The sequence below is a fragment of the Chromohalobacter sarecensis genome (assembly GCF_023061135.1).
Taxonomy (GTDB): domain Bacteria; phylum Pseudomonadota; class Gammaproteobacteria; order Pseudomonadales; family Halomonadaceae; genus Chromohalobacter; species Chromohalobacter sarecensis.
Window position 1 is genome coordinate 183,805 of the sequence record NZ_JAKGAN010000003.1, and the last position, 18,996, is coordinate 202,800.

Below are 18,996 nucleotides of genomic sequence, written 5' to 3' on the forward strand. Positions count from 1 at the left end.
ATCATGGCCGGCGGGACCGGCGGCCATGTGGTGCCTGCGCTATCGCTGGCCAAGGCGCTGCGCGAGCGCGGTGTCGTGGTGGAATGGTTGGGCAGCCCTCGGGGCATCGAAAACCAATTGGTACCGGCGGCGGATATCCCCCTGCATCGCGTGCAAGTCTCAGGCCTGCGTGGAAACGGTATCGCCGGGTGGCTGTTGGCCCCATGGCGCCTGGCCAAGGCCGTCTGGCAGGCACGCCAGGTGATCGCCACATTCGACCCGCAACTGGTGATCGGGCTGGGCGGTTTCGCCAGTGGTCCCGGCGGGCTGGCCGCCTGGTTGATGCGGCGGCGTTTGATCATTCATGAACAAAACGCCGTGGCCGGGATGACCAATCGCTATCTAGCGCGTCTGGCGGATCGCGTCTATGCCGCGTTTCCAGGTGCGTTCGGCGAACGCCAGGCGGAGGTGGTGGGCAATCCCGTGCGCGGTGACATCGCGACGTTGGGCGAGACCCCGCGGGATGTCGAGACGCTTGGCGCGCGGCCCTTGCGGTTGCTGGTATTGGGCGGCTCGCTGGGGGCGCAGGCGCTGAATACCCATGTGCCCCGCGCTGTGGCGCAATTGCCGGCGGCAAGTCGTCCTGCGGTGCGTCATCAAGCAGGGCGCGACAAGGAAGCCGCGACGCAAGCGGAATACGCCGAGGTGGAGGTCAACGCTGAGGTCAGCGCCTTCATCGACGATATGGCGGCGGCCTATGACTGGGCGGACCTGATTGTCTGTCGTGCCGGCGCCTTGACGGTTGCCGAACTCGCTGCAGCGGCCAAGCCCTCGGTATTGGTGCCGTTTCCGCATGCCGTCGACGATCATCAGACACTCAACGCGCGGCAATTGGTCGATGCCGGCGCCGCGCGTTTGATGCCGCAGGAACAATTGTCGGCGGCGAGCCTCGCCGAGACATTGGCGGCACTTCTCGAACCCGAGACCTTGGCCACCATGGCGATCGCGGCACGCTCCGAGGCGCGCCTGGAAGCGGTCGAGCGCATGGTGGCAGGGTGCATGGAGGCAAATCTTGACAGCCAATAACGTTCCCGGTCCAACTCGCCCGAGCCGCACCGGGTTGGGTATGCGCCGCATTCATCATATTCATTTCGTGGGCATCGGCGGTGCCGGCATGTGCGGGATCGCCGAAGTGCTGACCAATCAGGGCTATGCGGTCAGCGGCAGCGACCTGCGTGAGTCGCCTGTCACGCGACATCTTCGCGAGTGCGGCATTCGCGTGTGCATTGGGCACGTCGATGAGCACGCCCAGGGCGCCGATGTGCTGGTCGTCTCCACGGCGGTCGACACCGAGAACCCGGAGATTCGCTGGGCGCGCGAGCATCGCATTCCCGTCGTCCGGCGTGCGGAGATGCTTGCCGAATTGATGCGGTTTCGCCATGGCATCGCCGTGGCGGGAACGCATGGCAAGACGACCACCACCAGCCTGACCTCGACCCTGCTCGGTGAGGGAGGGCTCGACCCGACCTTCGTGATCGGCGGCAAGCTGACCAGTGCCGGCGCCAACGCACGCCTGGGCGAGGGCGATTACCTGGTGGCCGAGGCCGACGAATCGGATGCCTCGTTCCTGCACTTGCAACCGATGGTCTCGATCGTCACCAATATCGATGCCGATCACATGGCGACCTACGGGGGCGACTTCACGCGGCTCAAGGATACCTTCCTGGAGTTCTTGCACAATCTGCCCTTCTATGGGTTGGCGGTGCTGTGCCTCGACGATGACAACGTGCGTAGTCTGATTCCGCGCCTCCAGCGTCAGTTCGTCACCTACGGTTTCGCCGAGGATGCCGATTACCGATTATGCGATTTCGTCCAGCGCGGTGGCGTGGTGCATTTTACCGCCGAGCGCCCGCCGGGCATGGCACCGCTCGAGATCCAGTTGGGGATGCCGGGGCGCCATAATGCTCTCAATGCGTTGGCGGCGATCGCCGTGGCCAGCGATGCGGGCGTCGATGACGCGGCCATCCAGCGTGGTCTGGCACACTTTGCCGGCGTGGGGCGGCGTTTCCAGGTACATGGACAGTTTCCGGCGCCGGCTGCCGATGGCGAGGTCATGTTGGTCGACGATTACGGCCACCATCCGCGTGAGGTGGAAATGGTCATCGACGCGGTGCGTGCGGGCTGGCCCGAGCGTCGTCTGGTCATGCTGTACCAGCCGCATCGCTATTCGCGCACGCGTGATCTGTACGAGGATTTCGTGCGTGTGCTTTCGGGCGTGGATACGCTGTTGCTGCTGGATGTCTACAGCGCCGGGGAAGCCCCCATTCCGGGTGCGGAGGGTCGGACATTGGCCGGCTCGATTCGTCAACGTGGCCAGGTCGATCCGCTGTTCGTCGAAAGCAAGCAGGAGCTGCCGGCGCTGTTGTCACGCGTGCTGCGCCCCGACGATATTCTGATCACCCAAGGCGCCGGTGATATCGGTGGGATCTCGTTGCGCCTTGCCGGTTGTCGGTTACATCTGGATGGAATGGAATTATGAATGACAGCGTGACGAACCAGGACCCAAAGCGCCTGCATCCGGGACGCGTCGTGGTGGTATACGGTGGTCGTTCCGCTGAACGTGAAGTGTCGTTGCTCAGTGGTCGCGCGATTCTGGCATCGCTCGAGCGTAGCGGTGTGGACGTGCGCGGATTCGATTTCGCCGGCGGTGGGCTGAGTGGGTTAGAAGCGCTTGCGCCGGAGTGTGTCTTCATCGCCATGCACGGCCGGGACGGCGAGGATGGCTCTTTGCAGGGCGCTCTGGAGCTGCTGGATATCCCCTATACCGGCAGCGGTGTGCTGGCTTCTGCGTTGGGGATGGATAAGGAACGCACCAAACAGTTCTGGCGTGCCCATGGTCTGCCCACACCGGAAAGCGTCATGCTGGAAGGGGCGGTGGACTGGGATGCCGTCATCGAGACCCTGGAGCTGCCTTTGATCGTCAAGCCGGTGCATGAAGGCTCGACCCTCGGGATCAGTATCGTCGGCACACGGGAAGAGTTAATCGCAGCGCATGCCGAAGCGTCGCGCTTCGATAGCGCCATCATGGCCGAACGTTTCGTGCAGGGTGAGGAATATACCGTGTCGCTACTTGGCGACGAGGTCTTGCCGGCGATTCGCGTTGAGGTGCCCAGCGGCTTTTACGATTACCAGGCCAAGTATCATTCCGATACCACGCGTTATCTACTGCCTTGCGGTCTCGAGGCTGCCGATGAGCGGGCGTTGGGCGAGCTGTGCCGCCGCGCGTTCGAGGTGATCGGCGGTAGCGGCTGGGGACGTGTCGATGTGATGCGCGATGCGCAGGGACGCTTCTGGCTTCTCGAAGTCAACACGGTGCCGGGCATGACCGATCATAGCCTGGTGCCGCAGGCGGCAGCGCATGCGGGTCTCGACTTCGACGCGCTGGTGTTGCGAATTCTCGACACCACGACCGGTGAGTGACGCAGAATGAAGGAGTCCGGTTTGCGCGGTGCCTTGTTAGGCTTGATCTTGTTAGCCGTTTTGCTCGGCGCAGGTGGGCGTACGTTGTGGCTGTGGCTCGACCGGCCCATCGAGCGGGTCTCCATCGGCGGTGATCTGCACTACGTTTCGGCGGCTTACTTGCAGCGCAATCTCGCGCCCTTGGTCAGCGGTGAGACCTGGCTATCCATCGATCTCGACCAGGTGCGCGACACGGCCCGCGATATCGACTGGCTGTCGGAGGTGAAAGTCTCGCGAGAATGGCCGGATGCGCTACGCTTCGAGCTTTTCGAGCAAACACCGGTCGCCCGCTGGAACGACGACAAGCTACTCAATACGCATGGCGAACCTTTCTCACCGGGGCCAGTCGATGACTTCGATGAACCCTTGCCGGATTTGGCGGGTCCCAAGGGCAGCGGGCCGGAAGTATTGGCGTACCTGGACTCATTGCTACGCCGTCTTGGGACCTTGGACTTGCGTGTGACGCAATTGCGATTGGAAGACCGTGGCGCTTGGCGTTTTCAGGTCAATGACAGTGTGTGGGTTATCCTGGGGCGCGCCGATCTCGAGTCTCGTCTGGCGCGTTTTACCGCAGCTTGGCAACGACAACTTGGAACGCAGGCGTCGCAAATTCGCTACATCGATTTACGCTACCCTAATGGCGTTTCCGTCGCCTGGCATGGACAGACCGAAACAGATGCGACAGAGTAATGGCGCAGTTGCCTTTTTCGGCGCCAGGCCACGAAATCCGGGCGGCGGGGGTTTCCCTTTTTGCAAAAATCACCGTATTCTGAGGCCGGTTTCATTTGTTGGGTGGTGATGTGAAGTCACATGTTCCTATAATTGGCCCAGCGCGTTTTTATAGATCAATGAATTTCAAACCCAGTGCAGTTCGAGGAGTGACCCCGACCTATGGCAGGACAATCCAATGCTTCCAATATGGTGGTCGGGCTGGATATCGGAACGTCCAAGGTAGTGGCTATCGTTGGTCAGCCTTCCGATGACGGAAGCATCGAGATATCAGGTATCGGCTCGCACCCCTCGCGCGGCATGAAAAAAGGGGTCGTCATCAATATCGAGTCGACCGTGCAGTCGATTCAGCGCGCCGTCGAGGAAGCTGAGTTGATGGCGGGTTGCGATATTCACTCGGTGTATGTTGGCGTGGCAGGTAGTCATATCAGCTCGATGAATTCCGACGGTGTCGTGGCCATCAAGGAGCGGGAAGTAACACCCTCGGATATTGATCGTGTCATCGATTCGGCCCGTGCACGTGCTATTTCCGAAGGGCAGCGTATTCTTCATGTGTTGCCCCAGGAATTCGCCATCGACAACCAAGAAGGTATCCGTGAGCCCATGGGGATGTCCGGTGTGCGTCTCGAGGCGCGGGTTCACTTGGTCACGGCGGCACTGAATGCCGTGCAGAACATCGAAAAATGCGTGCGTCGCTGCGGTCTGGAAGTCGATGACATCATTCTGGAGCAGTTGGCCTCCAGTTATGCGGTATTGACAGAAGACGAACGCGAGCTGGGCGTGTGCATGGTGGATATCGGCGGCGGTACCACCGATATCGCCGTGTTTACCGAAGGGGCCATTCGCCATACGGCAGTGATTCCCATCGCGGGTGATCAGGTGACCAACGATATCGCCATGGCATTGCGCACGCCGACGCAGTACGCGGAAGACATCAAGGTCAAATATGCCTGCGCGCTGACCCAGCTCGCGAGCAGTGACGAAATGATCAAGGTTCCCAGCGTGGGAGACAGGCCGGCGCGCGATCTTTCTCGCCAGGCGTTGGCCGAAGTGGTCGAACCGCGCTATGAAGAATTGTTTACATTGGTACGCGAAGAATTACGGCGTAGTGGCTACGAAGATCTCGTGGCGGCCGGCGTGGTACTGACCGGTGGTACGTCGCGCATGGAGGGTGTCGTCGAGCTGGCTGAAGAAATCTTTCACATGCCCGTGCGAATTGCTTATCCCCAAAACGTTCGCGGCCTCGCCGATGTCGTTCGTAACCCGATTTATTCGACGGGAGTGGGTTTGCTACTCTACGGTATGAATGATGCCAAACGTAATGCCGTCGTGTCGGCTCAGCCCCGTAGAGAAGAGGCTCATACCCGACGTGGACAAAGGCAGGAACGCTCGGGATTGGAAAGGATCAAAGGCTGGTTTAAAGGAAATTTCTGAGAGGGCCGCACTGGTAGCGGTCACAGGAGACGGGGCTTATGTTCGAACTGGTAGATAACGCACCTTCTAGCAGCGCGGTTATCAAGGTGATTGGCGTCGGTGGTGGCGGTGGTAATGCCGTCAACCACATGGTCGAAAGCAACATCGAAGGCGTTGAGTTCATCTGCGCCAATACCGACGCTCAGGCACTCAAGCGCGTCGCTGCCAAGACCGTGCTTCAGCTTGGCAGTGAAATCACCAAGGGGCTGGGAGCTGGCGCCAGCCCCGAGGTTGGTCGTCAAGCGGCGACGGAAGACCGTGAGCGGATCGCCGAGTTGCTGCAAGGCGCCGACATGGTGTTCATCACGGCTGGCATGGGCGGTGGTACCGGTACCGGTGGCGCGCCTATCGTGGCGCAGGTTGCCAAGGAACTGGGTATTCTGACCGTGGCGGTGGTGACGCGTCCGTTCCCCTTCGAGGGGCCCAAGCGCATGCGGGCCGCCGAAGAGGGGATGGAGGCGCTGTCCGAGTATGTCGACTCGCTGATTACCATTCCCAACGAGAAGCTGCTCGCGGTGCTCGGCAAGAATGCCAGCCTGCTGTCGGCATTCAGTGCCGCCAACGACGTGCTGCTGGGCGCGGTCCAGGGGATCGCCGAGCTGATTACCAGCCCGGGGATCATCAACGTCGACTTTGCCGACGTGCGCACCGTGATGTCCGAGATGGGCATGGCGATGATGGGGACCGGCGCAGCGACTGGCGAAAATCGCGCTCGTGAAGCCGCCGAAAAGGCTATCCGTAGTCCCTTGCTGGAAGATATCGATCTGCATGGCGCGCGCGGCATTCTGGTCAACATCACGGCGGGGCCGGACCTTTCCATCGGCGAGTTCAACGATGTCGGGGCTACCGTGCAGGAATTCGCTTCCCAAGACGCGACGATCGTGGTGGGGACGTCCATCGATATGGAGTTGTCCGACGAGTTGCGCGTCACCGTGGTGGCGGCAGGTCTCGAGGGGCTCAAGGAAAAAGCGACAGTCGCTACACCGCAACGCGAGACCGTCGCGGCGGCGCGCAGTGCCGAATCGCCCGATTATCGCAAGCTGCAGCAGCCAACGGTCATGCGTCAGCAGGCCGCCAAGGAACAGGATGAGTCGGCGAAGTCTCGGCAGGAGTCGCGCCGTAAGTCGCAAGAGCTCGACGACTACCTGGATATCCCGGCGTTTCTGCGTCGCCAGGCCGATTGATCGGACGACATGCTGGGCGCATAGGCGTGGCCAGGCGACATTTTTTTGTTGAAACGCTTGTTCGGTGTTATAGTGAACAGCGTTTCATAACGATTTCCAAGCTTGGCTTACGCCCATGATTAGACAACGTACATTAAAGAATACCATCCGTGCCACTGGTGTGGGTTTGCACTCAGGTGAAAAGGTCTATCTGACGTTGCGCCCTGCGCCGGTCAATACTGGCGTCGTCTTCGTGCGTACCGATCTCGATCCAGTGGTGCAGATTGCTGCCAACGCCGAATACGTGACCGACACGACGCTTTGTACCGCGCTTTCGCGTGACGGCGTCAAGGTGGCGACGGTAGAGCATCTGATGTCGGCGTTTGCCGGCTTGGGGATCGACAATATTTTCGTCGAACTCAGTGCCCCGGAAGTGCCCATCATGGATGGCAGTGCCGGTCCGTTCGTTTTCTTGATTCAGTCGGCAGGTATCGCTGAACAAGGGGCAGCCAAGAAGTTCATCCGCATCAAGCGTGAGATCGTGGTGGAAGAGGATGACAAGGAAGCGCGCTTCTTGCCGCATAACGGTTTTAAAGTAGCGTTTGCCATCGACTTCGATCATCCGGTCTTTGCGCATCAGAAGCAGACGGCAAGCGTCGATTTCTCGACGACTTCGTTCGTGAAGGAAGTTTCCCGTGCGCGTACTTTCGGGTTCATGCGTGATTTGGAGTTCCTGCGTGCCCAGAATCTGGCGCTTGGCGGAAGTCTAGATAATGCCATCGTCGTCGATGATTACCGTATCGTGAACGAAGGTGGGTTGCGCTATGAAGATGAGTTCGTCAAGCACAAGGTGCTCGACGCGATCGGCGATCTGTATCAACTCGGGCATAGCCTTATCGGTGAATTCCGTGGCGTCAAATCCGGTCATGGCTTGAATAACAAGCTATGTCGCGCCTTGATGGCGCAACAGGATGCCTGGGAAATCGTGACTTTCGAAGACGAAACGCAAGCAGCGCCTATCTCTTATGCGGCGCCAGCATTGGCTTGATAGCCACGCCGTTTGTAAGATGTAAGCGTAAGACCAAGCTTTTATTGACGCCGACCGATGGTCGGCGTTTTTTATGGGCATGACGCGGCTATCTAGGTGTTGTTCGGGGCATGGGACGCTAAGCGTGCCAACGCTTTTTTAAGCTTGGGGTCCGTGGTGTCGTCTGCGCATGCTTTGAGGTGATGCGCCGCCTCGGGAGAAAGTGCGCGTGCCTGGTAAGTGGGCGCTTTGAGAGGGTGTACAGGGCGGACCTTGAAATTGAGCGCCAGTACGGCTTCGAATTCGGGAAGTTGACGCAGCAGTTTGAGGAGTCGCTGGCGTTCGTAGCGTAGCCACGTCAACCATACGGCGCCATCGGTGATGAGGGTCAGGGCGCCTTCCCGATAGCCACCGACATAGACGTGTTCGGCGATTTCGCTGGGAAGCCCGGCACGTAGGTGCTGTTGGGCCCGTTGCAGCAGTGTCGCCATGCGTACCACCGATCCCAGCTCGCCGGAACCGTCGATGAGATGGTGGATGGACTGGGCTCGGAAACGCTTAGCCTTTATACTCATGGGCTTGCCCGCGCGAAGGAAAGCAGAATGTCTGCGCAATCTACCATGAGCCGGAGCTCGTCGATAGCATGACCAGCACCACGCCCCATAGCTCAACGCCACCGCGTCGCGTTCGCACGCGCCATCGTGCGCAATGGTGGCTTGCCGGTCTGTTGGTCGGGTGTTTATTGCCGGCGGGGTTAGTGCACCCCGACGCACTGCGTATCGCCGAGCGATTGACGCAGATCTGCCTGATGGCGCCTGAAGCCATTCGTGCCCAATCGCGTCGGGTAGCGAGGCGCAAGCGATTGCTGGTCATCGCACGACGACGCCCTCGATCTTCTCGGCTGTGGCGCTTGCCACAGCGTTTCTATCATGTGTTGAGCGTGGGGTTAGATGTCCTCTCGCGCCGAGGTCCACCAAGCAGTGTCTTGTTTCGAGATGTCGGGCGGCTAATCGCCTGATATCGACGTCGGCACCGCGTTGATGCGGTAGTCGATATGACGTTTTAGGCACTTTTGGATTTCAGGATTTCATATGCTCAATACTATCGTACGTAAGCTGGTCGGCTCGAAGAACGACCGCGAAGTCAAGCGTATGCGCAAGGCCACAGAAGCCATTAGCGCGCTGGAGCCCACGTTCGAGTCTCTCGATGATACCGCGCTGACGGCCAAGACCAGCGAATTCCGCAAGCGCCTGGAGTCAGGCGAGTCCATTGACAAAATACTTCCCGAAGCTTTTGCCGTGGTGCGCGAGGCGAGTAAGCGCGTGATGGGGATGCGTCACTTCGATGTGCAGATGGTCGGCGGCATGACGCTGCACGAAGGGCGTATCGCCGAGATGAAGACCGGTGAGGGCAAGACCCTGGTCGGGACCCTGTCGGTCTATCTCAATGCGTTGCCGGCCAAGGGCGTGCATGTGGTGACGGTCAACGACTATCTGGCGAGCCGTGATGCCGAGTGGATGCGCCCTCTCTATGAGTTTCTCGGCCTCAGCGTGGGCACGATCTACTCTGGCCAGGCCTCGCCCCAGAAGCGTGAAGCCTACGCCTGCGACATTACCTACGGAACCAACAATGAATTCGGGTTCGACTATCTGCGCGATAACATGGCGTTTTCGCTGGATGACAAGGTCCAACGCGCGCTGCACTACGCGATCATCGACGAGGTCGACTCGATCCTCATCGACGAAGCGCGCACGCCGCTAATCATTTCCGGCCCGGTCGAAGAAAACGTCGAACTCTATCGGCGTATCAATCAGCTCTCATTGGGACTCGACGAGTGCAGCGATGAAGAGGACCCGACCAGCGGGGACTTTATTCTCGATGAGAAACAAAAGCAGGTGGAGCTGACTGAAACCGGTCACCAGAAGCTGGAAGATATGTTGAGAGAGGCAGAGCTTCTGGGCGCGGACGACTCGCTGTACTCGGCGCAGAATCTGGGACTTCTACAGCATGTGCATTCGGCGTTGCGTGCGCGCCATCTTTATCATCGCGACGTCGATTACATCGTCAACAACGACGAAGTGGTCATCGTCGACGAGCACACCGGGCGTAGCATGCCGGGTCGCCGTTGGTCCGAGGGTCTTCACCAAGCGGTCGAGGCCAAGGAAAGCGTGACGATCCAGAAAGAGAGCCAGACACTGGCCTCGACGACTTTCCAGAATTACTTTCGCCTGTATGACAAGCTTTCGGGGATGACGGGGACCGCCGATACCGAGGCCTTCGAGTTCCGCCAGATCTACGGGCTGGATGTCATGGTGATTCCCACCAATCGCCCGTTGGTCCGTGTGGACCATAATGACTTGGTCTATATGAGCAGTGAGGAGAAATTCGAAGCCATCATCGACGACGTCAAGACGCAACGCGAAGCGGGGCGTCCCGTCTTGGTGGGCACGGCGTCGATCGAAACCTCCGAATACCTCGCCCAGCTGATGCGGCAGTATCAGATGCCGCACAATGTGCTTAACGCCAAGCAGCACCAGAGCGAAGCGGAAATCATCGCCCAGGCGGGCCAGCCCGGTGCCGTGACCATCGCTACCAACATGGCCGGGCGTGGTACCGATATCGTGCTGGGCGGTAACTGGGAAGCCGAAGCGGCGGCCCTCGATGACCCTTCCGAAGATCAAGTCGCCTCACTCAAGGCGGCATGGCAAGAACGCCACGATGCTGTACTGGCGGCGGGCGGTCTCCACGTGATTGGTTCCGAGCGCCACGAATCGCGACGCATCGACAATCAGCTGCGCGGGCGCTCCGGTCGTCAGGGCGATCCGGGGTCGACGCGCTTCTTCCTCTCGCTGGAAGACAACCTCATGCGGTTGTTCGGTTCCGATCGCGTGCAACGGTTGATGAATGCACTGGGCTTGGAGCACGGCGAGGCGATCGAGCACAAGATGGTGTCCAACGCCGTCGAGCGTGCCCAGAAAAAGGTCGAGGGTCGCAACTTCGATATCCGCAAGCAGTTGCTGGAATACGATGACGTCTCCAACGATCAGCGCCGTGTCGTCTACCAGCAGCGCGATGAAGTGCTCGCCACGGATGATCTCTCATCCAATATCGCCGAGATTCGCGAGCAGGTCTTGTCCGAGGCCATCACCAGTTATGTGCCGGCCCAGAGTCTGGCCGAGCAGTGGGACCTTCCTGGGTTGCAGGACTATCTCAAGCAGGAGTTCAACCTCGACGTACCGCTGGTGCAGTGGGCCCAAGAGGACGAACACTTCCATGAAGATCTGCTGCGTGAACGTCTGCATGACCAGCACCGGGGCCTCTTTGCCAGCAAGGCCGAGGCGGTTGGGCCGGAGCTGATGCGCCGCTTCGAAAAGCAGGTCATGTTGCAGGTGCTTGACACGCGCTGGAAGGAACACCTGCAGCACATGGACCATCTGCGTCGCGGGATTCATTTGCGTGGGTATGCACAAAAGAATCCCAAGCAGGAATACAAGCGTGAAGCCTTCGAGCTTTTTCAATCGCTGCTGGCCAATATCAAGCACGATGTCATTCGCATCCTGAGTCATGTGCAAGTGCGGCGTCAGGAGGAAGTCGATGAGCTGGAACGTGAGCGACGTGCCACGCTGGAGCGCGAACGCGCGGTCAGCCAGCCGGTTCATGAAGACGCCGTGGCCTCGGCCGAGGCGGTGGCTGCCGAAGGCGAAGAACGTACTGGCGACGAAGACGACGGACAGCCGGTACGCCGCGAAGGTCCCAAGGTGGGTCGCAACGACCTGTGCTATTGCGGCTCCGGCAAAAAATACAAGCATTGCCACGGCAAGTTGAGCTGAGCTCAGCAAGCGTGGCGTGAGGAGAGGCGACATGGCGGTGGGTGAAGCGTGTTTTCCGGCGATGCCGGCCATCGAAGGTATTCGCCTGGGAACGGCGATGGCGGGCATCAAAACATCGGGACGCCGTGATCTTGTGGTGATCGAGTTACCCGAGGCGACGACGCTGGCGGCGGCGTTTACGCGCAATGCATTTTGCGCAGCACCGGTGCATGTGGCGCGACACCATCTCGAGACGGGCAAGCCACGTTATCTGCTGGTCAATACCGGTAATGCCAATGCCGGCACCGGCGAGCAGGGCATGCACGATGCCGAGACGAGTTGCCAAGCGTTGGGTGAGCTGGCGGGTGTTGCCGCACAGTCTGTCCTGCCGTTTTCGACCGGTGTGATCGGCGAGCTCCTGCCGGTGAATCGGCTATGCGATGCCTTGCCGCAGGCGCTTGCCGCGTTGACGGCGGATGGCTGGCAAGCGGCGGCCGAAGGCATTCTGACGACGGATACGCGTGCCAAAGGGGCCACGAGGTGTCTCGAGATCGACGGCCAAACGGTGACGATCAACGGCATTGCCAAAGGCTCGGGCATGATCAAGCCCGACATGGCGACGATGCTGAGTTTCGTCTTCACCGATGCCGCCATCGACGATGCGCGTCTGCAAGTACTGCTGCGGCATGCCGTCGACGACTCCTTCAACTGCATCACCGTGGATTCGGATACCTCGACCAATGACGCCTGTACATTGGCTGCCACCGGACGTAGCGCTCGCATCGACACCGCCGAGCACGAGTCACGCTTTGCTGCGGCCTTGACCGAGGTGCTGGTAGAATTGGCGCAGGCCATCATTCGTGATGCGGAAGGCGCGACCAAGTTCGTTACCCTCCAGGTCGAAGGGGCAACGACTCGGCAGGAAGCGTTGGATGTTGCTTTTACCGTGGCGCATTCGCCATTGGTGAAAACGGCGCTTTATGCCAGCGACGCCAATTGGGGGCGCATATTGGCGGCAGTCGGGCGTGCGCCGGTACCCGACCTGGATGTGTCGCGTATCGCGATCGATCTCGGTGAGGTGGCGCTCGTCGAGCGTGGTGGTCGTGCGGCTTCGTATACCGAGGAGGCGGGCAGCGCGGTCATGGTCGAGCCCGAAATCACGATCCGTATTCATCTGGGGCGCGGCGGTGTTGCGGCGACGGTCTGGACGTCGGACCTGTCACACGATTATGTCTCCATCAATGCCGACTACCGTAGTTGATACGCGCCTAAATACGGCTAGCCGAGTGCGGATGGCAGCAGCGATAAGCGGACCGGCTTCGGTCCGCAGATCATGAATAGTCAGTCAAGGTGAAATGACCAACATGGTGAAGAGAAGGGTACACGTAGCGGCGGCTGCCATCATTCGCGAGGATGGTCATGTGCTACTGGCACGCCGTCCCTCGATCGTCGATCAGGGTGGGCTATGGGAATTTCCCGGGGGCAAACTGGCACCCTACGAAACCGGTTATGAAGCGCTCAGGCGTGAGCTTCGCGAAGAGTTGGGCATCGAGATCCTGCGCGCTCAACCGCTCATTCGCGTTCACCATGAATATGCCGATAAGCGTATTTTGCTCGATGTCTGGCAAGTGCACGACTTCGAAGGCGAGCCCTTCGGTCGCGAGGGCCAGGCGGTGCGCTGGGTACCACAGGCGGAGCTCAACAATTATCCGTTCCCGGAAGCCAATCATCCGATCTTGCGCGCGGTATGTCTGCCGCACGAGTATCTGATCAGTGACGAGGAAGCCGATGACACGGTATTTCTCGACAAGCTCGAACGTGCCCTACGCGACGATAACATCCGTCTGGTGCAGTTGCGGGCCAAGACGCTGGATGACAGTGCGTATCTCAAGCGTGCCGAGCAAGCACTGGCACTCTGCCGGCGCTACGAGGCACGCCTGATTCTCAATGGCGATCCCGCGCTGCTCGACAGCATCGATGCCGATGGCATTCACCTACCCAGTCGTGTCCTGATGGCGCTCAAGCATCGTCCCCTCGCCGATGATAAATGGCTGGGGGCATCGACGCACGATCCCCAACAGCTCGAACAGGCGGCCGCAATTGGTTGCGACTTCGTGACGTTCTCGCCGGTGCGCGTGACGCCAAGTCACCCGGGCGCTGCGCCGGTCGGCTGGCACGACTTCCAGCAATTGGTGGAAACGGCGGGCATGCCGGTCTATGCGCTGGGCGGCGTCACGCGGGACGATATCGACCAGGCACGTGCGGTGGGCGCTCAAGGGATTGCGACGATTCGCGATCTCTGGAAATAACGCTTTCGAAGCATCGCGATAATGCGATATCGCTTACCAACGGCTCGCCATTTTGGCGAGCCGTTGGTGTTTACGCTCTATCCTATTGGCGAGGTTCGCCGCGCTCCAGATCGTCGATCAAGCGGTCGAGATCGGTTTCATCCATGGCGGGTTCGCCCGCGATACGATGGGATTCATCGGCCCAGGCGCCAAGGTCGAGCAAGCGACAGCGCTTCGAGCAGAAGGGGCGATACGGGTTGTCGGTTGTCCAGGCGACCTTGGTGCGACACTGGGGACAAGCGACTTCAAGGGGGCGGTCTTGGGATGTCTCCGTCATGCTAAAGCGAGTGCTCCTGATGAGTGCCATCGAATAGTTGCCGGTAACGCGCATCGAGCTTGGCGACCTGCGCTTTCAGCGCCGTCATGTCGCCATGATTTTCGATCACGTCGTCGGCAAGCGCCAGCCGCTCTTGGCGGGGCATCTGTGCTGCAAGGATAGCATGCGCCTGGGTCTCGCTCACTTCGTCGCGTGCCTGGGTACGTGTCACCTGAAGCGCTTCGGGGATATCGATCACCAAGCGACGGTCGACGAGCGAGACTTGATCGGTCTCGAACAGCAGCGGTGACACCAGCAAGCCATAGGGCGCGTCGCCCTGGCGTATCGTCTCGAGCCGCTCGTGCAATCGCTGACGGATGCGTGGATGCGTGACGCTTTCCAGCCACTGACGCTCGCCGTCATCGGCGAAGACAATGTCGCGCAAGGCACGACGTTGCAAGTGACCCTGGGCATCGAGCAGCGAGGAGCCGTAGCGTGCCACGATTTCATCCAGCGCAGGCTCGCCGGGCGCGACGATATCGCGTGCCACGAGGTCGGCATCGACCCAGGGAATGCCCAGTTCGGTGAACATGGCGGCGACGGTGGACTTGCCCGAGGCGATGCCACCGGTCACGCCGATGATGGGGGCGGTGGATGTCATGGCAAATTCCTCATAAGCCGGTCCAGGCGCGTAGCGGTGCGCCGAAGAGTACCGCGATCCACCCGGCGAGAGCGAGAAAGGGACCGAACGGCAACGGCATGCCGCGCAGGCGCGGCAGCGAGAGCTGCAGCAGCACCCCGATGATGGCACCCAGCCCGGCGGAGAGCATCAGTAGCATCGGCAGCATCGTCCAGCCGAACCAGGCGCCCAGCGCCGCCAGCAGCTTGAAGTCACCGTAGCCCATGCCTTCCTTCTTGGTCAGCCACTTGAACAGCCAGTAGAAACTCCACAGCAGCAGATAGCCGGCCATGGCGCCGACGACGGCATTCTCGAGCATATAGGGCTGAAAGAAGAGCTGATAAAGCAGGCCGGCCCAGAGCAAAGGCAGCGTGATGATATCGGGCAGTAACTGGGTGCGCAGATCGATGACGGCCAGCACCAGCAACGCCAGGCACAGTCCGCTCCAGGCCAGCGCCGCCCAGGTGGCACCATGCACGATGATGACGCTCGCCATCAACAGACCCGCCATCAGCTCGATCAATGGGTACTGCACGCTGATGCGCGTCTGGCAATGCGCGCAGCGGCCACGGCGCTTGAACCAGCCGATGAGGGGCAGGTTGTCGTGCCAGGCGATCGGCTGGCGGCAACTCGGGCATTGCGAGCGTGGCGTGCACAGGTTGTAGCGCGTCACTTCCTCCTCGGGAAGCGCCAGTGAATCGCGTGCTTCCTGGCGCCATTGCTGCATCAGCATCACCGGCAGACGCACGATCACGACATTGAGAAAACTGCCCAGCAAGGCACCGAGGACGAACGCCATCACGGCCAGCCACGCTAAAGGGATTTCGGCGAGCAACGTGCTACTCCTGAAACGAACGCACCCGGCGACATGCCGGGGCGGATAAATTGGGGAACGCGCTAGCGTTCTAGATTGCCGAGCCCATCTCGAAGATTGGCAGATACATCGACACCACGAGGCCGCCGACCAGAACGCCCAGCACCACGATGATGAAGGGTTCGAGCAACGATGTCAGGGCGTCGACCTTGGTGTCGACGTCTTCCTCGTAGAAATCCGCTACCTTGTTGAGCATTGTGTCCAGCGCGCCCGACTCTTCGCCGACCCCGATCATCTGTACGGCCAGATTGGGGAAGCGCCCGGTGGCGCGCATGGCGAAGTTGAGTTGCTGGCCACTGGCGACGTGTTCACGCACCTCGTTGATGGCGCGCTGGTAGACGCGATTGCCGGTCGAGCCTGCTGCAGTATGCAGTGATTCGACCAAGGGCACCCCCGCGCTGAAAGTCGTCGCCAGCGTTCGCGAGAAACGTGCCACCGACGACTTGTCGAGGATATCGCCGATCACCGGCAGGCGCAGCATCAGCCCGTCGACCCGATAGGCGAAGCGCGGCGAGCGCCGTATGCCGAGACGTATCAGCAAGCCGGCAGCGATGAAGACACCCAGCAAGTGCAGCCAATAGGCCTGGACCCATTCCGAGAGATGGATGGTCAATTGCGTGAAGGCGGGCAGGTCGGCACCGAAGCCGCGAAACAGGCTCTCGAATTGGGGGACGACTTTGATCAGCAGCAGGGCGGTCACCCCCATGCCCACTAGCACGACGGCGGCGGGATAATAAAGCGCCTTGCGTACGCGGGACCGCAGCGAGTCGATCTTTTCCTTATAGCTGGCGACACGTTCCAGCATGCGATCCAGCGAGCCGGATTGCTCGCCGGCTTCGACCATGTTGACGAACATCCGGTCGAAATGTTGTGGATGCTGCGAGAGTGCTTCGGAAAAGCTGGCGCCGGCCGAGACTTCATTCATAAGCGTCTCGATGAGGTGATGCATGGCGGGGCGCTTGAGGCTTTCCGAGACAACGCTGAACGCCTGTAGCAAGGGGATGCCGGCACGGATCATGGTCGCCATCTGGCGTGCGAACAGGGTGATGTCCTGCGGACGTATGCGGCCCAGCCCGAAAGGGCTGCGCACGCGTTGAATGCGCTTGACGAGGATGTTCTGACGCCCGAGTTCCTGGCGCACGCCCATTTCATCTGCGGCGACCAGTTCGCCTTGAATGGTCTCGCCGCGCGAGTTCTTGCCCTTCCACCGCCAGCGGTGCAGGACGACGCGCCGAGGCGCCTTGCTGCGTGTCGCTACCGCCATGTCGTTGTCCTCATGTCACTTGACCGGATCGCTTATTCCAGCACCACGCGATTGATTTCCTCGAGGCTGGTAATGCCCGCAAGTACTTTGCTCAGACCGCTGCGCCGCAAATCGGGATGGCCTTCTTGACGGGCCAGTTCGCCGAGTTCCAATGAATTGCCGTCGGCCATGATCAGTTTGCTCATGGCCTCGCTGACGGGGAGTACCTCATAGAGACCGACGCGTCCTTTGTAGCCGTGGGTGCATTGTGCACAGCCCGTGGCGCGATAGCAGGTCGCGGTCTCGATTTCCTCTGTCGTGAAGCCTGCATCGAGAAAGAGTTCCCGAGGCAGCTCGACGGATGCTTTGCAATGGGGGCACAACTGACGTACCAGGCGCTGGGCGACGATCAGGGTCACTGAGCTGGCAATATTGTAGGCCGCCACGCCCATGTTGCGCAGCCGCGTCAGGGTTTCCGCCGCCGAGTTGGTGTGCAGCGTCGAGAGTACCAGGTGGCCGGTCTGCGCGGCCTTGACGGAGATCTCTGCGGTTTCCAGGTCACGGACCTCGCCAACCATCACCACATCGGGATCCTGACGCAGGAAGGCGCGCAGCGCGCTGGCAAAATCCAGCCCGATCTTGGGCAGCACATTGACCTGATTGATGCCGTCCAGCTTGAGCTCGACGGGGTCCTCGGCGGTGGCGATATTGCGCGCATCGGTATTGAGGATGTTGAGCCCGGTATACAGGGTTACGGTCTTGCCGCTACCGGTAGGGCCGGTGGCGAGTATCATCCCCTGCGGCTGCACCAAGGCGTGTTCGAACAGTGCCTTTTGTGATTCGCTAAAGCCCAGTGCATCGATGCCCAGGCGTGTGGCGCCGGCATCCAGCAGGCGCAGCACGATTTTTTCGCCATGTACCGTGGGTAGCGTGCTGACACGAAAGTCGATGGTACGCGAGGCCGAGACACGCAGCTTGATGGCGCCATCCTGTGGCAAGCGGCGCTCGGAAATATCCAGGCGCGACATGACCTTGAGGCGTGCCGACAGGCGCGCGCGCAGATTGAACGGTGGTCGCGCCACCTCGACCAGGATGCCATCGATGCGAAAGCGGATGCGAAAGGTCGACTCATAAGGCTCGAAGTGGATATCCGAGGCGCCACGCCGTGCGGCATCGAGCATCATCTTGTGTACGAAACGCACCACCGGGGCGTCGTCGTCATCGGTGTCGAGCCCTTCGTTGAGGGGCTCGACATCATCGAGATCGAGCGTCTCGAGCGCCTCGCTGGCATCGTCGAGGGCTTCGAGCATACCGTGCGTCTCGCGCTGGACGAGATAACGCTCGATGGCCGGCTGCAACTGATCGGCGGCGACCAATACGCCCTCGGCGGTGAGTCCGGTGGTGAACTGCAGTTCGTCGAGGCTTGCCAGCGTCGAAGGATAGGGGATCGCCACGCTGATGTGGCGCTCGCCACGCGCCAGCGGCAAGACCCCGAGACGACGGATCAGCGTGTCGGACAGCCCCTCGCCGATGGGCAGACGCTCGGGGCTGACGGCCTCCAGGTCGACGAACGGCAGGCCATATTCCCACGCGGCACTCTGGGTGGCTTCGCGCGCGGGAACCCAGCGCTGCTCGATGACGTACTCGAGCACCGACTGATGCGTATCGTGCACGGCCTCCATGGCACGCTGCGCCTTGGATTCCTCGAGCAGGCCTTCCGAGACCAGACGCTCGGCGAGCCCTTTCAAAAGCGGTGTGCCGGGGGCGGGAGGAGACGACGATGAAGACGAATGCATAAGCGTTTCGACACCAAAAGGAGTGACCAGGTGGGGCGGCCTCTACCCCGTGACTTCTCGCATCCTACCCCATGCATGGTCGCCATGGTGACCCTGGGCAT

Annotated in this window: 17 protein-coding genes; 11 read left to right on the top strand and 6 right to left on the bottom strand. The window is 60.7% G+C overall.

Features of this window, described 5'->3' with window-relative positions; all coding sequences use genetic code 11:
• Positions 1–3: 3 nt before the first annotated feature.
• From murG to lpxC, 7 genes are all read left to right on the top strand, one after another.
• Positions 4–1,065: an undecaprenyldiphospho-muramoylpentapeptide beta-N-acetylglucosaminyltransferase gene (murG, locus tag L1071_RS06625; protein WP_246971123.1), complete on the top strand. Its 1,062-nt coding sequence runs from the start codon at positions 4–6 to the stop codon at positions 1,063–1,065.
• Positions 1,066–1,105: 40 nt separating this feature from the next.
• A complete protein-coding gene (gene murC / locus L1071_RS06630) occupies positions 1,106–2,518 on the top strand; it encodes a UDP-N-acetylmuramate--L-alanine ligase (RefSeq protein WP_246971126.1) in 1,413 nt (470 codons plus the stop codon).
• Entirely contained in the window at positions 2,515–3,459 is a 945-nt protein-coding gene (locus L1071_RS06635) for a D-alanine--D-alanine ligase (protein WP_246970206.1), read from the top strand. The genes murC and L1071_RS06635 overlap by 4 nt, the downstream gene beginning before the upstream one ends.
• A 6-nt stretch (positions 3,460–3,465) precedes the next feature.
• Positions 3,466–4,188 carry a cell division protein FtsQ/DivIB gene (locus L1071_RS06640; RefSeq protein WP_246970209.1) on the top strand — a complete coding sequence of 241 codons (723 nt, stop codon included), beginning with the start codon at positions 3,466–3,468 and terminating at the stop codon, positions 4,186–4,188.
• 201 nt (positions 4,189–4,389) lie between these two features.
• Positions 4,390–5,661 carry a cell division protein FtsA gene (gene ftsA, locus L1071_RS06645; RefSeq protein ID WP_246970212.1) on the top strand — a complete coding sequence of 424 codons (1,272 nt, stop codon included), beginning with the start codon at positions 4,390–4,392 and terminating at the stop codon, positions 5,659–5,661.
• A gap of 38 nt (positions 5,662–5,699) precedes the next feature.
• Complete coding sequence (gene ftsZ / locus L1071_RS06650) at positions 5,700–6,884, top strand: cell division protein FtsZ (protein WP_178997189.1); 1,185 nt, start codon at positions 5,700–5,702, stop codon at positions 6,882–6,884.
• 115 nt (positions 6,885–6,999) lie between these two features.
• Entirely contained in the window at positions 7,000–7,911 is a 912-nt protein-coding gene (gene lpxC, locus L1071_RS06655) for a UDP-3-O-acyl-N-acetylglucosamine deacetylase (protein WP_246970214.1), read from the top strand.
• Positions 7,912–8,003: 92 nt separating this feature from the next.
• Here lpxC and L1071_RS06660 read toward each other — a convergent pair whose 3' ends face one another.
• Positions 8,004–8,465, bottom strand: coding sequence for a DUF721 domain-containing protein (locus L1071_RS06660; RefSeq protein ID WP_246970217.1), 462 nt, complete (start codon positions 8,463–8,465; stop codon positions 8,004–8,006).
• Between the two features lie 68 nt (positions 8,466–8,533).
• Here L1071_RS06660 and L1071_RS06665 point away from each other — a divergent pair, with 68 nt between their 5' ends.
• From L1071_RS06665 to L1071_RS06680, 4 genes are all read left to right on the top strand, one after another.
• Positions 8,534–8,908 (top strand): hypothetical protein, encoded by a 375-nt coding sequence (locus tag L1071_RS06665; RefSeq protein WP_246970220.1) that lies wholly within the window; start codon positions 8,534–8,536, stop codon positions 8,906–8,908.
• 73 nt (positions 8,909–8,981) lie between these two features.
• On the top strand, positions 8,982–11,720 hold the full coding sequence (gene secA, locus L1071_RS06670) for a preprotein translocase subunit SecA (protein WP_246970223.1): 2,739 nt from the start codon (positions 8,982–8,984) through the stop codon (positions 11,718–11,720).
• A 31-nt stretch (positions 11,721–11,751) separates the two neighbouring features.
• The gene (gene argJ, locus L1071_RS06675; RefSeq protein WP_246970226.1) at positions 11,752–12,960 is read left to right on the top strand and encodes a bifunctional glutamate N-acetyltransferase/amino-acid acetyltransferase ArgJ; all 1,209 of its coding nucleotides are present in this window, start codon (positions 11,752–11,754) and stop codon (positions 12,958–12,960) included.
• Positions 12,961–13,063: 103 nt separating this feature from the next.
• Positions 13,064–14,008: a Nudix family hydrolase gene (locus tag L1071_RS06680; protein ID WP_246970229.1), complete on the top strand. Its 945-nt coding sequence runs from the start codon at positions 13,064–13,066 to the stop codon at positions 14,006–14,008.
• Positions 14,009–14,090: 82 nt separating this feature from the next.
• Here L1071_RS06680 and yacG read toward each other — a convergent pair whose 3' ends face one another.
• The 5 genes from yacG to pilB form a co-directional block, all read right to left on the bottom strand.
• Positions 14,091–14,324 (bottom strand): DNA gyrase inhibitor YacG, encoded by a 234-nt coding sequence (yacG, locus tag L1071_RS06685; RefSeq protein WP_178997204.1) that lies wholly within the window; start codon positions 14,322–14,324, stop codon positions 14,091–14,093.
• A 1-nt stretch (position 14,325) separates the two neighbouring features.
• Positions 14,326–14,964 (bottom strand): dephospho-CoA kinase, encoded by a 639-nt coding sequence (gene coaE / locus L1071_RS06690; protein WP_246970232.1) that lies wholly within the window; start codon positions 14,962–14,964, stop codon positions 14,326–14,328.
• A 10-nt stretch (positions 14,965–14,974) separates the two neighbouring features.
• Entirely contained in the window at positions 14,975–15,817 is an 843-nt protein-coding gene (locus tag L1071_RS06695) for a prepilin peptidase (RefSeq protein ID WP_378110448.1), read from the bottom strand.
• A 70-nt stretch (positions 15,818–15,887) separates the two neighbouring features.
• A complete protein-coding gene (locus L1071_RS06700) occupies positions 15,888–17,120 on the bottom strand; it encodes a type II secretion system F family protein (protein ID WP_246970235.1) in 1,233 nt (410 codons plus the stop codon).
• Positions 17,121–17,152: 32 nt separating this feature from the next.
• A complete protein-coding gene (gene pilB / locus L1071_RS06705; RefSeq protein ID WP_246970238.1) occupies positions 17,153–18,895 on the bottom strand; it encodes a type IV-A pilus assembly ATPase PilB in 1,743 nt (580 codons plus the stop codon).
• Positions 18,896–18,996 lie beyond the last annotated feature (101 nt).

What these genes read in the sequence shown, in the direction of transcription:
- murG (WP_246971123.1), top strand. Translation starts at nt 4, where the DNA reads ATGGCCGGCGGGACCGGCGGCCATGTGGTGCCTGCGCTATCGCTGGCC.
- murC (WP_246971126.1), top strand. Translation starts at nt 1,106, where the DNA reads ATGCGCCGCATTCATCATATTCATTTCGTGGGCATCGGCGGTGCCGGC.
- L1071_RS06635 (WP_246970206.1), top strand. Translation starts at nt 2,515, where the DNA reads ATGAATGACAGCGTGACGAACCAGGACCCAAAGCGCCTGCATCCGGGA.
- L1071_RS06640 (WP_246970209.1), top strand. Translation starts at nt 3,466, where the DNA reads ATGAAGGAGTCCGGTTTGCGCGGTGCCTTGTTAGGCTTGATCTTGTTA.
- ftsA (WP_246970212.1), top strand. Translation starts at nt 4,390, where the DNA reads ATGGCAGGACAATCCAATGCTTCCAATATGGTGGTCGGGCTGGATATC.
- ftsZ (WP_178997189.1), top strand. Translation starts at nt 5,700, where the DNA reads ATGTTCGAACTGGTAGATAACGCACCTTCTAGCAGCGCGGTTATCAAG.
- lpxC (WP_246970214.1), top strand. Translation starts at nt 7,000, where the DNA reads ATGATTAGACAACGTACATTAAAGAATACCATCCGTGCCACTGGTGTG.
- L1071_RS06660 (WP_246970217.1), bottom strand. Translation starts at nt 8,465, where the DNA reads ATGAGTATAAAGGCTAAGCGTTTCCGAGCCCAGTCCATCCACCATCTC.
- L1071_RS06665 (WP_246970220.1), top strand. Translation starts at nt 8,534, where the DNA reads ATGACCAGCACCACGCCCCATAGCTCAACGCCACCGCGTCGCGTTCGC.
- secA (WP_246970223.1), top strand. Translation starts at nt 8,982, where the DNA reads ATGCTCAATACTATCGTACGTAAGCTGGTCGGCTCGAAGAACGACCGC.
- argJ (WP_246970226.1), top strand. Translation starts at nt 11,752, where the DNA reads ATGGCGGTGGGTGAAGCGTGTTTTCCGGCGATGCCGGCCATCGAAGGT.
- L1071_RS06680 (WP_246970229.1), top strand. Translation starts at nt 13,064, where the DNA reads ATGGTGAAGAGAAGGGTACACGTAGCGGCGGCTGCCATCATTCGCGAG.
- yacG (WP_178997204.1), bottom strand. Translation starts at nt 14,324, where the DNA reads ATGACGGAGACATCCCAAGACCGCCCCCTTGAAGTCGCTTGTCCCCAG.
- coaE (WP_246970232.1), bottom strand. Translation starts at nt 14,964, where the DNA reads ATGACATCCACCGCCCCCATCATCGGCGTGACCGGTGGCATCGCCTCG.
- L1071_RS06700 (WP_246970235.1), bottom strand. Translation starts at nt 17,120, where the DNA reads ATGGCGGTAGCGACACGCAGCAAGGCGCCTCGGCGCGTCGTCCTGCAC.
- pilB (WP_246970238.1), bottom strand. Translation starts at nt 18,895, where the DNA reads ATGCATTCGTCTTCATCGTCGTCTCCTCCCGCCCCCGGCACACCGCTT.